Origin of the sequence: Paenibacillus pabuli NBRC 13638 (assembly GCF_001514495.1) — a bacterium.
Classification (GTDB): domain Bacteria; phylum Bacillota; class Bacilli; order Paenibacillales; family Paenibacillaceae; genus Paenibacillus; species Paenibacillus pabuli.
This window is the reverse complement of sequence record NZ_BCNM01000010.1, coordinates 22,012-35,700: the sequence shown is the minus strand read 5'-3', so window position 1 is coordinate 35,700 and position 13,689 is coordinate 22,012. Positions and strand designations below refer to the sequence as shown.

Annotated in this window: 14 protein-coding genes; 5 read left to right on the top strand and 9 right to left on the bottom strand. The window is 46.9% G+C overall.

All coding sequences use genetic code 11. From position 1 onward, the window contains the following. Positions 1-6 precede the first annotated feature (6 nt). Complete coding sequence (locus tag PPA03S_RS14645) at positions 7-1,806, bottom strand: M3 family oligoendopeptidase (protein ID WP_062324062.1); 1,800 nt, start codon at positions 1,804-1,806, stop codon at positions 7-9. Between the two features lie 118 nt (positions 1,807-1,924). Between PPA03S_RS14645 and PPA03S_RS32310 the strand changes: the two genes are divergently transcribed. Together PPA03S_RS32310 and PPA03S_RS14640 are read left to right on the top strand one after the other, a co-directional pair. Continuing rightward, entirely contained in the window at positions 1,925-2,095 is a 171-nt protein-coding gene (locus PPA03S_RS32310) for a YycC family protein (RefSeq protein ID WP_082704167.1), read from the top strand. Then, positions 2,092-2,325 (top strand): hypothetical protein, encoded by a 234-nt coding sequence (locus tag PPA03S_RS14640; RefSeq protein WP_062324061.1) that lies wholly within the window; start codon positions 2,092-2,094, stop codon positions 2,323-2,325. Before PPA03S_RS32310 ends, PPA03S_RS14640 begins: the two co-directional genes overlap by 4 nt. 14 nt (positions 2,326-2,339) lie before the next feature. Here the strand turns inward: PPA03S_RS14640 and PPA03S_RS14635 are convergent, their stop codons facing one another. Further along, complete coding sequence (locus PPA03S_RS14635) at positions 2,340-3,074, bottom strand: DUF2225 domain-containing protein (RefSeq protein ID WP_082704174.1); 735 nt, start codon at positions 3,072-3,074, stop codon at positions 2,340-2,342. 37 nt (positions 3,075-3,111) lie between these two features. After that, the gene (locus PPA03S_RS14630; RefSeq protein WP_062324059.1) at positions 3,112-3,489 is read right to left on the bottom strand and encodes a globin domain-containing protein; all 378 of its coding nucleotides are present in this window, start codon (positions 3,487-3,489) and stop codon (positions 3,112-3,114) included. Between the two features lie 562 nt (positions 3,490-4,051). Here PPA03S_RS14630 and spoVV point away from each other — a divergent pair. Further along, a complete protein-coding gene (gene spoVV / locus PPA03S_RS14625) occupies positions 4,052-5,302 on the top strand; it encodes a dipicolinic acid transporter SpoVV (protein WP_062324058.1) in 1,251 nt (416 codons plus the stop codon). 106 nt (positions 5,303-5,408) lie between these two features. Next, positions 5,409-6,212 carry an NAD kinase gene (locus PPA03S_RS14620; protein ID WP_062324057.1) on the top strand — a complete coding sequence of 268 codons (804 nt, stop codon included), beginning with the start codon at positions 5,409-5,411 and terminating at the stop codon, positions 6,210-6,212. A 29-nt stretch (positions 6,213-6,241) separates the two neighbouring features. Here PPA03S_RS14620 and PPA03S_RS14615 read toward each other — a convergent pair whose 3' ends face one another. Both PPA03S_RS14615 and lipA read right to left on the bottom strand, forming a co-directional pair. Continuing rightward, entirely contained in the window at positions 6,242-6,625 is a 384-nt protein-coding gene (locus PPA03S_RS14615; RefSeq protein ID WP_245683622.1) for a YutD family protein, read from the bottom strand. 14 nt (positions 6,626-6,639) lie between these two features. Further along, positions 6,640-7,539 carry a lipoyl synthase gene (gene lipA, locus PPA03S_RS14610; RefSeq protein WP_062324056.1) on the bottom strand — a complete coding sequence of 300 codons (900 nt, stop codon included), beginning with the start codon at positions 7,537-7,539 and terminating at the stop codon, positions 6,640-6,642. Between the two features lie 193 nt (positions 7,540-7,732). Between lipA and PPA03S_RS14605 the strand changes: the two genes are divergently transcribed. Beyond that, the gene (locus PPA03S_RS14605; protein ID WP_062324055.1) at positions 7,733-8,803 is read left to right on the top strand and encodes a M23 family metallopeptidase; all 1,071 of its coding nucleotides are present in this window, start codon (positions 7,733-7,735) and stop codon (positions 8,801-8,803) included. Between the two features lie 163 nt (positions 8,804-8,966). Here the strand turns inward: PPA03S_RS14605 and yunB are convergent, their stop codons facing one another. From yunB to zwf, 4 genes are all read right to left on the bottom strand, one after another. Further along, complete coding sequence (gene yunB / locus PPA03S_RS14600; RefSeq protein ID WP_062324054.1) at positions 8,967-9,842, bottom strand: sporulation protein YunB; 876 nt, start codon at positions 9,840-9,842, stop codon at positions 8,967-8,969. 203 nt (positions 9,843-10,045) lie between these two features. After that, a complete protein-coding gene (gene fsa / locus PPA03S_RS14595) occupies positions 10,046-10,690 on the bottom strand; it encodes a fructose-6-phosphate aldolase (protein WP_024632668.1) in 645 nt (214 codons plus the stop codon). A gap of 86 nt (positions 10,691-10,776) precedes the next feature. After that, positions 10,777-11,670 carry a phosphogluconate dehydrogenase (NAD(+)-dependent, decarboxylating) gene (gnd, locus tag PPA03S_RS14590; RefSeq protein ID WP_062324053.1) on the bottom strand — a complete coding sequence of 298 codons (894 nt, stop codon included), beginning with the start codon at positions 11,668-11,670 and terminating at the stop codon, positions 10,777-10,779. A gap of 330 nt (positions 11,671-12,000) precedes the next feature. Beyond that, positions 12,001-13,455: a glucose-6-phosphate dehydrogenase gene (gene zwf, locus PPA03S_RS14585; RefSeq protein WP_062324052.1), complete on the bottom strand. Its 1,455-nt coding sequence runs from the start codon at positions 13,453-13,455 to the stop codon at positions 12,001-12,003. Between the last annotated feature and the right edge of the window lie 234 nt (positions 13,456-13,689).

Below are 13,689 nucleotides of genomic sequence, written 5' to 3'. Positions count from 1 at the left end.
TACGATTTATATTGCTGTTTCTGTCATCTTTAGGAATTGATCAATATCGGCAATGACCAGATTCGCTGCATTTTGCCAGAAATCAGGTTGAGTAAGATCCGTACCCAGATGTTTCTGCGCAAGCTCCTCTACCGACATACGTCCTGTATCTCGTAACAAATCATCATATTTATCCGCAAAAGCCGTACCTTCCTGCTGTGCTCTGGCATAAATACCTGCACTGAACATATAGCCAAAGGTATACGGGAAGTTGTAGAATGGCACACCTGTCAGATAGAAATGTAGTTTCGATGCCCAGAAATGCGGGTGATCCGACGCAAGCACACCACAGAAAGCTTCCTGTTGTGCTTCCACCATGAGTTTGGATAGCTCATCTGCATTCACCAAACCTTTTTTGCGCTGCTCATAGAAGCGGTTTTCGAACAGGAAACGGGCATGAATATTCATGAAGAAGGCAACACTTCGCTGGATCTTGTCTTCAAGCAGAGCCAACCTCTCCTGTTCATCCTCGGCAGCCTGAACCAGCGCATCTGCTACAATCAATTCGGCAAACGTAGATGCCGTCTCTGCCACATTCATGGCATAGCGTTGATTCAGCGCAGGCAGATCTTCCATAATGTGCTGATGATACCCATGTCCGAGTTCATGAGCAAGTGTCGACACATTTGAAGGCGTCCCAGAGAAGGTCATGAAAATACGTGTTGCTTTGCTGAGCGGCAATGATGTACAAAATCCCCCTGGGCGCTTACCAGGGCGGTCTTCAGCTTCGATCCATCGTTTCTCAAACGCCATCTCTGCAAATTTGGAAAGTTTGGGACTGAACTTGGCAAATTGCTCCACAATATTCATTGCGGCATCATCATAAGTGACTTTCCCGCCCGACTTGCCTACAGGTGCATCAACGTCACTCCAGCTGAGTTTGTCCACTCCAAGCAGCTGCGCCTTGCGTTCCAGGTATTGAACCAGTGCTGGTTTGGCACCATTAATAACGTCCCACATCGTATCAAGCGTCTGCCGTGACATCCGGTTAATCGCCAAAGGTTCCTTTAGAATGTCATCCCAACCGCGCTTCTCATACAATTTGAGACGGAAACCGGCGAGATGGTTTAATGTATCTGCGCAGAAGTCTTCGACATCCGTCCAGGCCTGTTCCCAGTTAGCGAATACAGTTTCGCGTACATTCCGGTCGCTGTCGCTCAGCTTATTGGCAGCCTGACCTGCAGACAGCATCACCGTTTCACCATTTTGTTCAAATGGGATGTTAACCTTGCTTACAATGGTGTTATAGAATTTTCCCCAGCCATGGTAACCATCTACGCCGAGGTCAAGCGCAAGACCTTCAAGCTCTGGAGACAGCTTCTCACGAGCTTGCGTGCGGCTCTCATTCAGTGCAAAGGCAAGCGGCTGGACATCCTCCCGTGCAATCCATGCGTCCCAAACAGAGTCTGATGTCTGACTAAGCGTGTTATCAAATTGGGATTTGCTACTATTCAACATCGCCGCAAGAGAACTAATGGTTCCCTGAAGCTGAACTGCCTTTTTATCATTTTGGTTTTGTGAAGAAAGACAGGATACAAAGGCAGACCCTTCCGAAATTCGGATATAACAGCTCTGCAGCAAATCGAGGATTGGATCAAAAGCATTGGTTTCTTCCAAGGACTTGGGTGCAGGTGTTTCTTTCAAAAGCGTATGCAGCCTGCGTACATCCTGCTCCAACTCAATCAAATAAGCAGCGAATGATTCGGAGGCGGATCCTCCACTAAAAATGGACTCCAGATCCCAGACGGGTTGTAATGGTGTTTTCAATTTATAAGGCACCTCTCTCAGTAAATTGGATAACCAACCTTGAATTAGAACTGGTTTTATAAGCGCGATATCTCTATACTAGAGAAATAGTTTAAGCCTATTTTCAGGAGGTCATTGTATGAAACCTTTACAAGTCTCGGCTGACACAGCCGTCAAATTAGCAGAATCTCTGGGTGTTCCCCTCGAACATCTGATGCATATGCCACAGCATATCCTGATGCAGAAAATTGCCGAACTGGCCAAAGAGGAAGCAGCCAAGGCTGCGCCTGCAAAAGGCGAGCAGGAATGATTCCCTTCGAGAACAGCTGGCCTTACGATATTGTGATGGGGGATATCTATGTACAGCAATGTCCGTACTGCCATGCAAGCAACGTACTGCTGCCACTCAAACCCAAGGAGCTTGTACGCATTCGCGAAGGCAAAAAGAAATTGCTGGTCTTTCCTTGTTGTAATACCAGTATGACGGTAATCGACAATGACAGTGATTACCTGCTGTCCAGTCGTCCTGTGCGTAACTAGAGTTTAACGTTCATTTATCCAATGGGGCTGCGTTTCGCAGCCTCTTTGTCTGTGTCAATCATCTCAGCTGGCAATTCCATCTTGCTCGAGATCATCTGTTCCCGCAGCAAAGCCCACTGCTCACGCGAAGCACGAATCATGGCAGCATCGGTGATGCGTTTGTCATGGATGACCCTACCAAACCATTTCACAGCCTCATGGAATCGCCCTATTCTGCGGTTTAACTCCCCGAGCAGATAGAGCAGTTTGGCTTCATTTCCGCCAGTACCTTCACGTTCAAAAACCTTCACGTAAGCTTCAAGGCTAAATTCAAGAAATCGGTTCTCCTGAACATGATCCTCCATGTACCGATACAGCCAGGCAATATGATGCAGCAGTCCAGCGACGACACGGTCTTTCTCCTGAATAACCTGTGCGCACAGCAAGCCAAGCTTGTATGAATCCATTGCCTGTTGAAGTGTCCGGGCTCCGCTATAGTCCCGTTTCACCCATCGATTGCCGATTTGTTCCTTGAATGCCTTACGTTGAATGTCATTCAAATGCTCTGTTGCATTTTCTGTGGAAGCAAATCCGCATTCCGGACAGATTCGTACAACATAAAAATCCGGATTCTCCTGCTTGTAATACGCACAAAAATCGGAGTCTGTACGGTATGGCCGTTTCAAGCTCGGTCTTACTCGTGAGGTATCATACTCCGTCTCGCAGTAATGACACTTCACCTTAACCTTATACAGAGGCTCTAATTCCACTTGCTTCATCCCTCTCCCCTAAGCTTGTAAATCGGCACTAAGGTGTATTCACAAAATGATGTGCAGGTCCCGATAAACGCTGCAGAACAAAAGAATGTAATGGTTCTTCCACACCGACCTGGGTCAACGCCTGATCCATACACGCGAGCCAAGCTTCTGCTCTCTCAACTGTTACTTCAAAATGCATATGGCGGGCACGCATCATTGGATGACCAAAAGCCTCGGAAAACAATGCAGGGCCACCAAAGAACTGAGACAAAAACATGTATTGTTTGTCCATTACCGGCTGAATGTCTTCCGGAAAAAGAGGAGCCAGTTTCTCATTTTGCTGAACAATCGGATAGAAAGCCTCAACCAGCGCGCGAACACCTGCCTCACCACCCAGATTATCGTAGATGCTTAAACTCGGATTCATTCGCTTACTCCCTCCTCTCTTGTGTCGAATTTTGATATATATTATACTCCCATGCTCAAGTATGAAAGGAGATTTTCGAACAAGGCCTCGAACGCCTATATCCTCATTCTATCAAAAAAATCCCAAAAGTCCTATATGACATGACATGATTATGGTCCCTCATAGCTATAATCTGTACAGGTCCTTCTCGTGCTGAAGGCACAAAAAAAGCGTCAAACATAAAGTTTGACGCACCAGTATCCCATTAATAACTTCGCCAGTCTTCTTCCTCAGAATGTACAAGCGAGGCACGTATAACATAAACAAAAGCACAAACCAGGATTCCGGTGACAAGACTCATAATCATCACTCCATCCGATTTTATTCACCTTCTAGAAACATGAGGTGACGCTCAGGCGTTTTCATTATTTTAGCATACATCTCTCCAAAACACAGCCACTTTTGCAAGCGCTTTCCAAACATTAATTTGTACTGTTTGTCCACCTAGTCTCATATATTGAAGGCAAAAGCGCGAGCGATCTGCTGCACATTTGACCATTCCAAATATAAAGGAGAAGAATTCATGGCCGCTTCGCAACGAATCACCCATGTCCTGATCCCACTCGCTCTCCTGATCCTGTGTGTGTTAATGGTACTATTTCCAACGGAAACCTGGCATGCAGGCGTACGTGGATTATCCATTTGGTGGGACGTGCTGTTCCCCTCCCTTTTCCCTTTTCTCGTACTGTCCGAGCTGCTGCTTGGCTTTGGTATTGTCCACTTTTTGGGTACCCTCCTAAATCCGCTGATGCGTCCGCTGTTTCGTGTTCCCGGAAGTGGCGGCTTTGTCTTTGCCGTCAGCTGCGCTTCCGGTTACCCCACTGGAGCCAAATTGACCGCACAATTGTGGGAACAAAAATTGGTTACGCGGGAAGAGGGCGAACGACTTGTATCTTTCACCACATCATCTGATCCCATCTTCATGATTGGGGCGGTATCGGTTGGTTTTTTTCACCATGTTGCCATCGCACCCGTATTGGTTACATCCCACTATGCTGCTGCTTTTCTTGTAGGCTTGCTCATGCGGTTCCATGGAAGTTCTGCGAAGAATACACATACCGTAATCGATACTCCCTCCGTCTCTGAAGAGATGCCCAAGAACAGACTGCTTCGAGCCATTTATGCGATGCATGAGGCAAGAAAGGCTGATGGACGGGCTTTTGGTGAGTTGTTACGCCATGCGGTCTCTTCTTCCCTTCGCCTTATTATTATCGTTGGAGGGCTGGTTGTATTCTTCTCCGTTATGATGGAGTTACTTGTACAGACAGGATGGCTCGGCGGATTATATGCAATGACAGAACGATTGCTTCAATATACAGGTTTGCCTCCGGCCTTATCCCATAGTCTCGTAGGCGGACTATTTGAGGTCACTTTGGGAGCCAAAGAAGCCGGAAGTGCAGGCCCGACTATTCCGCTCGTGTATAAAGCTGCTGCTGCTTCCTTTGTTCTCTCCTGGGGTGGACTGTCTGTCCATGCACAGATTATGAGCGTACTAAGCAACACGCCGATGAGATACGGACCTTTTCTGTTCGCCAGAGCCATTCATGCACTTATTGCTCCCATCCTTGTGCTTTTGCTTTGGATACCGATGATGGGTGATACGGGAAGGCCTGTTTTTCTCCAGACCCGTGTCATGCCGGAATTATTTTCATATACACCAGACTGGGGACAAATACTGTTTTCAGGAGCGGCTGTATTTGGAGGCATGTTACTATTACTGTTGATGCTCTCGCTAATAAGTCCCTTGTTCTTACCCCGTCGTGTCAAAAAATGAGTGATACTGTGTAAGTATATTCAACCGAAAAATCACTCCAAACATTGTGTTCTTCCGTGGAATTGATTATCATCGGTAGTATAATGACCACAAAGGAGCTTTCATCTTGAGATACTATGTTCAAGACCGCGGAGACCAGTTATCGATTGATCTCAGTCAGCAGTTTCATGCGCTGGCGAAAGAGGAAGGGTTCAAACTGGATGCAGAATCGCCGGAGATCGTCATCTCCATCGGGGGTGATGGTACGATGCTGCAGGCATTTCACAATTTCATCGACCGCATTCCGGATATCGCTTTTGTTGGGGTCCATACAGGACACCTCGGCTTTTATGCCGATTGGAAGAAGGAAGAATTGCGGGAATTGGTGAGATTGATGAGTGGCAAAGGAGACCCGGAACGACTGAAACCCCGAATTGTCGAGTATCCGCTGCTGGAGCTTGAGATTCGCAAAAAGTCGGGTAATACCTCTTATATCGCACTGAACGAATTTACCTTAAAAGGGGTAGACGGTACAGTCGTTGCTCAGGTCGACATTAATGACGTTACGTTCGAAATGTTCCGGGGAGACGGTATCTGTGTATCTACACCTTCAGGCAGTACCGCATACAACAAGGCGCTTGGCGGCGCCATGGTGCACCCCACGATTGAGGCGATTCAAATCGCAGAGATTGCTTCAATTAATAACCGTGTCTATCGAACGCTGGGTTCGCCGGTTATTTTGCCGAAGCACCATCACTGTGATATCTTCTCGCGCAAGGACCAGCGGTTGTTGCTTACCATGGATCACGTAAACATTATGGTGGAAGATCTTATATCAGTGCGTTGTCAGGTATCCAAACATAAGGTAAGCTTTGCACGTTTTCGTCCCTATCCGTTCTGGAATCGGGTTCGTACAGCCTTTCTGGATTAAAACATATGTATTCAAAAAAGCGGTCCTTCTCAGGAACCGCTTTTTGCTTTGGCTGGAGGCTGATCTTTGCTCTTTTGCAGCACAAAGTACGCACAGCCGAAGTTACAATATTCGTTGATGTAATCCACCATACTTGAGATCGTGGAATCCTTTGTTGCTTTGGGATGGTTGTCCCGGTAAAAACCTTTCAACCGCAACTGGCTGTAACCCCAGTCCCCAATAATGTAATCGTACCGCTCCAGCACTTCGCTGTAACGGTCACGGAAGACTTCAGGATTCCAGCCTTCTTTGTGATTCTGGACGATTTCATAATTCTTACTGCCGATTTGTACAATGATTGGTTCTTTCGGTTTGTCTTGAACAGACTCCTGAACCGATTCTCGAACCTCTTCTTGACTTTTTTCTTCTTCCAATCTTGTATCCTCCATTATGCGTGAGATGCCGCCTGTTCAGCATTTTTCGCAGCTGATTTCACCTGTTCATGCGCATGGTAAGAGCTGCGGACCATAGGTCCGGATTCGACGTGGCTGAATCCACGTTGCAGACCTTCCTGTTTCAGCGATGCGAACTCTTCTGGCGGATAATACTTCTCCACAAACAAATGTTTTTCCGACGGCTGCAGATATTGACCAATCGTCATAATGTCACAGTTCACAGCGCGCAGATCATCCATCGTCTGCAAAATTTCATGATATTCCTCACCTACACCAAGCATGATGCTTGATTTCGTTGGAATATTCGGCTGCATTTCTTTGGCACGAGCAAGCAGTTCAAGTGAACGCTTGTATTTCGCCTTCGCACGTACTTTGTCTGACAATCGCTCAACCGTCTCAATATTGTGATTCAAAATATCTGGTTTGGCATCCATTACGATCTGCAAGGATTCCCGATCACCCAGAAAGTCTGGAATGAGCACTTCCACACTGCATAACGGCAAACGACGACGAACCGCCTTCACCGTCTCCGCAAAGATCGTTGCTCCTCCATCCTTCAGATCGTCACGCGCCACACTCGTAATTACGCAGTGCTGCAGGTTCATCTGTTCTGCCGCTTCTGCCACGCGTTCTGGCTCCTGCAGATCAAGCTCCGTTGGCAAGCCGGTATTTACTGCGCAAAAACGGCATGCCCTTGTGCATATATCACCCAAAATCATAAAAGTAGCCGTCCGATTGGCCCAACATTCGTAAATATTCGGACACCGTGCTTCCTCACATACTGTATGCAGCGTTTTGGAACGCATCATTGTTTTCATTTCCTGATAGTTGTCGCCGGTTGTCAATTTGATCCGAATCCAGTCCGGCTTCGGTTCTTTAACACGTTTAGCCAATGCGTAAACCTTCTTTCTACTGAAGTTAGGCTGTTGCTCGGAACATATTATACCATGAAAGCACTGGAAAAACCCCCATTTGTCACATCTCACTCCTGGTGGATAAAATAAAGACTTTTGAAGAACGCTAGGTTATAGCTTGGTTCACCGGGCATCATGTGCATCATCTTATTGGAAAGGGGGCTGCTTCCCTGTGCAAGATCGCTTTACATCGCGCTTTACTTACGCCTTTTGGATCAAAACATTACTCGCAGGCACACTGCTTCTCCCATTTCTGCCTGTTGAGGTACACGGTGAACCTACCGCCGCTGATTCCAAACCTCAGACTGCTGAGCAAAAACCAGCGGACATTTTCGCTTCTCGCCGAAATTTGTATGAAAGCATCGGTCAAATGACTCAAATTCCCTGGTACAGGCTGGCGGCAATCGATCAATATGAACGAACAATTTCACGCGCCCATCCCAAGGATCGCAAACATCCCGAACGGCTTACAGGCATCTTCATGACCCCTCCGGCCTGGAGAGGCTGGCTAAATCCTAATGAGACGGACCAACAACCCGCCTCTATTGTATTTTTTAACGGGTATGGTCGAGACGGTTCCGGAGATGGTCTAGCAGATGCCAATAATGATCTGGATGTGCTTTACAGCATGGCTTCCGTTATTCAAAATTACGGGACGAAGTCGGAGGATTTCAACATTGCCCTGTGGGAATATTACCACAACTCTCGGGCTGTTCAGCGCATTCAGCAATTCGCGAAATTATATGAGCATTTTGACAGCCTCGATCTCTTTGGTCACGCCTTTCCCGTCCCTCTCGGAACCAACTATTCATATCGCAGCACCTGGGGCACCAAACGCAGTTGGGGCGGGTACCGTATCCATGAAGGCACAGACATTTTTGCACCCCATGGCCTGCCTGTACGCAGTACCTGTTACGGTATCGTGGAAATCAAGGGTTGGAATCCGTTTGGCGGATGGCGCATCGGTATCCGGGACCTGAATAATCATTATCACTATTACGCTCATCTATCGGGTTTTGACAAAAACGCCCATATCGGCGAAGTGGTTACTCCAGGTCAGATATTGGGCTGGGTCGGCAGTTCAGGCTATGGAAAACCGGGTACACAAGGCAAGTTTCCACCCCATCTGCATTACGGCATCTATCGTGACAGCGGGCTGAATGAATGGTCGTTCGACCCTTATCCGCATCTGAAGCATTGGGAGCAAGAGGAGCGTAGACAGAAGAAGGCCAAAGGCAAGTGAACCGAACCAAATTAATCAAAGCAAGTCAACTCCATCCATTCAAATTAAAAATAAATGTTAAAAGAAAAGGAAACCCCTGTCTCAAAAAGACAGGGGTTCTCGACAATCTGGCGGGCCCTCTAATGAGAGCACGCTTTTTTATTGCATATTTTCCTTTGATCCATTAGTGATTCACATCCACGTCAAGCTGCAATCCCCCATTTGGATCAGACCCTTCTGGCTCAATCTCCATTTCATTTCCGTTCGGGCTGTCAGTGGGTGCCTGCTGTTGAGTTGGGGAGCCAGGGCTGGGCGTTCCTCCCTGTCCACTCGATACACCTGTCTGACCGGAAGGCAGCGCAATCGCAGGTGCATTGCTGCCGTTACTGCCGACGGGCTTGCCCTGATTATCGTAGTAGTACATTGGCACATCCCCAACCACCAGCAGGTAGGATATCGGAATTTCCGTATCCACCGTCTCAGGCTCCATGTCAAAGGGCACCACCACCGCGACTTCGGCAATGATGTGAATATACACTTCTACCAGAATCATATTAATTCCGGCATTCTGCTGGCGAGTGCTCAGGTCTACCTTAACAGCTCCCTGGGGCTCGATACGCACGGGTATACTTGGACCAAACGATGCCAGCACCGGGCTGCCCAGAGCCTGACCCAGCGGAATTTTTTCTTTTAACATATGCACGTTCTGCAATGTGGACTGCACGATGTTCATCGTACTTGCCGTGATCCGCATATGCTCATCATAATTCAGCATAAACCCGGACACTTTTCCTGCTGTATCGGTTTTCCAGTCAATCAGTCCTTCGGTGGATTTACCCTCGGACACTTGCGCTGTGATCGCCGTGTTGATCGCTTCCGTTGCAATCTGCTTCACTCTGATCTTGGCCAAATGCATAATGGGCGGTTTCATTTTCTTATCCACATAGGCAAAACCCTGCATTAAACAGAACGCTGTTACCAATAAAATAATCAACCACATTTTGCGCCTGCCGCTTGGCGGTTTGCGGCGTCTTCGGCTTCGCCATCGTCTTCTCATCATCGGGCATCCCTCCCTGCGGGATGAGCTAAAGGCTATATCTTATCCTTATGCGTTGTTGTCCCGAAAAAGAAGGACAGCACCTGTTCGTACAGAATCTCATCATGCTTTATAATAAAAAAAGCCTTCCACCAGCAGATGGTCTGCAAGGCGGAAAGCTTTTTAAGGACACAGGTCTGAGGAATCAGGCCCAAGTCAGCAATGGATTATTTCGGAACGGACTCCCAATCTTTCAGGAAGCGCTCAATACCACTGTCAGTTAGTGGGTGTTTCCACAGTGTTGGCAGGAGCGAACCCGGAATGGTCGCAATGTGCGCACCAGAAAGGGCTGCATCCTCCACATGTTTGATATTACGGATGCTTGCTGCAATAATTTCGGAAGGCAGATCATACGTATCGAGAATGAGACGCAGGTCACGAATCAGCTTCATGCCATCCACCGCAATATCATCCAGACGACCAACAAATGGACTGATGTAGGTTGCGCCGGCTTTCGCTGCCATCAGACCCTGTGCTGCCGAGAAAATCAGCGTCACATTGGTTTTAATTCCTTTTTGCGTCAGTTCATGACAAGCATAGAGTCCATCTTCGGTCATCGGTAGTTTAATCACTACATTCGGTGCCCATTCTGCAATTTCATAAGCTTCCTTCAACATATCCTCGGCTTTGAGGCCGATAACTTCAGCGCTGACCGGGCCTTTAACAACGCCACAGATCTCCTGAATCACTTCTTTAAATACGCGACCTTCTTTGGCAATCAAAGACGGATTAGTCGTGACTCCATCCACCAGACCAAGACGTTCGATCCGTTTGATTTCTTCAACATTACCTGTATCCAAGAAAAATTTCATGATATGTTCTCCTCCACTTGATGAATTTGTAAACACTATACTTATCATTACCCGATTATCTCTATATGTTAACAGTTATATATAAATTATTTTTTTTCTACCGCGTGACCGCCAAATTCGTTACGCAATGCGGCTACAACCTTACCTGTAAACGTGTCTGTTTCCAGGGAACGGTAACGCATCAACAGGGACAGTGCAATAACCGGTGTAGCGGTTTGCAGGTCAAATGCCGTTTCAACGGTCCAGCGTCCTTCGCCTGACGAATGCATAACCCCTTTGATTTCATCCAAATTAGCGTCTTTGGAGAAGGCACGCTCTGTCAATTCCATCAGCCAAGAACGAATAACGGAACCGTTGTTCCATACACGAGCCACTTTTTCGAAGTCGAAGTCGAAGCCGCTTTTCTCCAATACGTCAAAACCTTCACCGATGGAAGCCATCATACCGTACTCGATACCATTGTGTACCATTTTGAGGAAGTGGCCGCTGCCCGCTTTACCAGCATACAGATAACCATTCTCTACAGCCGTGTCTTTGAAAGCCGGCTCAACGATTGCCCAAGCCTCTGGGTCTCCACCGATCATGTAACAAGCACCATTCCGCGCACCTTCCATACCACCGGAAGTACCTGCATCCATGTAGTGGATACCAGATGGTTTCAATTCTTCATAACGACGAATGGACTCTTTGTAGTGCGAGTTACCCGCTTCAATGATGATGTCGCCTTTGGAGAGCAATGGGCTTACTTCAGCCAGTACAGCGTCAACCACGTTGTGAGGAACCATGATCCACAATACACGTGGGGACTCCAAAGTTTCAACCATTTCTTTGTACGAAGAAACGCCTTGTGCACCGTATTCTTTCATTTCGTTTACCGCTTCTGCATTCAGGTCAAATGCAACCACTTCATGTTTGTGGTCAATCAGGTTTCTGCCCAGGTTCAATCCCATTTTACCTAATCCAATAAGTCCAAGTTTCATTGATAAATCCTCCTGTTATGAACAATTATTAATGCATTTCTGCATAGTGCATCCAACATGTTTGCGTTCCGCAGCAACCGTTCCGGTTACGGATCGTTCTTCCGATCGCTGTTGTATCCAAATTTCTTGATTCAACTATATATAGTTGAAATTTGGATACAAAGGCGAACGCTTCGCTTCTGCAGAATCGATTCCGTCCCCTGCACTACACCGCTTAAAACGAAACCATGTGCAGCAACATCTATATCAAAAATTTTTACGGCCTTCCGGCAAGTACCGGAAGGACTTATGCAAAATTGGAACGGTATAAACAGATTAAAATAATTTCGATTACCACCAACGGTAGCCGTTCTCTGCAATCAGACGATCAGCTGACTCCGGACCTTGCGATCCTGCGCTGTACGTATCGAGTGGTACACTGCCATCCTGGAATGCTTCCAAGATCGGCTGTACCCATTGCCAAGCGAGTTCAACTTCGTTCCAGTGAGCAAAGAATGTAGAATCGCCACGCATCGCGTCAAAGATCAGGTTCTCGTAAGCTTCAGGAATGTTGCGTTCGCCTGAGTTGAAGTTCATATGCATTGGTTCTACTTCGCCTTGGTTGAGCGGGTTTTTCGCATTCAATTGAAGCGAGATACTTTCTTTTGGACCAATTTCGATCGTAAGCAAGTTAGGCTCTGTTGTATTTTCGGATTCGTGACCTGTTTTCAATGGAGCCTTGAATTCGACAACAATTCTGGTCGATTTTTCAGCCAGGCGTTTACCTGTACGAATGTAAAATGGAACTTCGCTCCAGAATGGATCATCGATCCAGAGTCTCGCGGCAACATAGGTCTCATTTTGGGAACCAGCTGGAATGCCAGGCTCGTCCAGGTATCCAACAACCGAATTACCTTGCAGCTCGCCTGCCCCATATTGGGCACGAACGACTTCAGCAGCGATATTCTCTTTCGTCAATGGACGAAGAGCTTCAGCAATTTTCTGCTTTTTGAATTGAATTTCTTCCGGTGTGCAGCGTTTTGGCAAATGCAAACCAATCATCATCAGCAACTGAAGCATATGATTTTGGAACATGTCACGAAGGGCACCACTTTGGTCATAGTACGCAGCACGTTCTTCAACACCAACGGTTTCACTTGCCGTAATCTGTACATTGGCAATATAACGGTTGGACCACAACGCCTGAATGACCGGATTCGCGTAGGTAAGGGTTTCGATATTTTGTACCATCGGTTTACCAAGGAAATGGTCAATACGGTAAATTTCTTCTTCTGCAAAGGTATTGCTCAGTTTCTCATTCAGTTCACGTGCAGATTGCAGATCGTGTCCAAATGGTTTTTCGATGATGAGTTTCTTCCAGCCTTTGGTGTGACCTAAGCCGCTTTCTTGAATGTTCAGTGCGATTGGCTCAAAGAATTCCGGTGCAACCGACATATAGAACATGCGATTTTCCGGGATGCTCAGTTCCTGTTCACGCTGCTCAACCAGTTTCAGCAGTTTGGTGTAATCTTCAAGCTTCGTATTATTCAGCGAACAATAACGGAAAGCCCCAATGAAATCACGTACTTGAGATTCTTCTTCAGGCGTTTGCCGTGAGAATTCATGGAGTGATTTTTCGACATTCGCCTGGAAGTCAGTGTCCGACAATTCACGCCGTCCAAGACCGATAACGGAGAAGGATTTCGGCATTTTCGAATCAATGTACAGATTATATAATGCAGGGTAAATCTTACGTTTGGCTAAATCGCCTGTTGCCCCGAAGAGGACAAATGTCATTGCATCCATTGGATTGCCTCCTGTGATCTGTGCAGTATAGTATATGATGTTGCAAAATGTTCAAATTCAAGCATGACAAAAGACGGAATAAGTGGGTATGTTGCCCCCTTGCCTCCGTTTAAACAACGCACCTGAATTTAACCATGGAACATTCCTTCTCTCCACAACCTTAAACCAAGGTTATAAATTGTAACCATTTGAATTAACGTTACCCATATTACACCTGTCGTCACAATTCGTCAA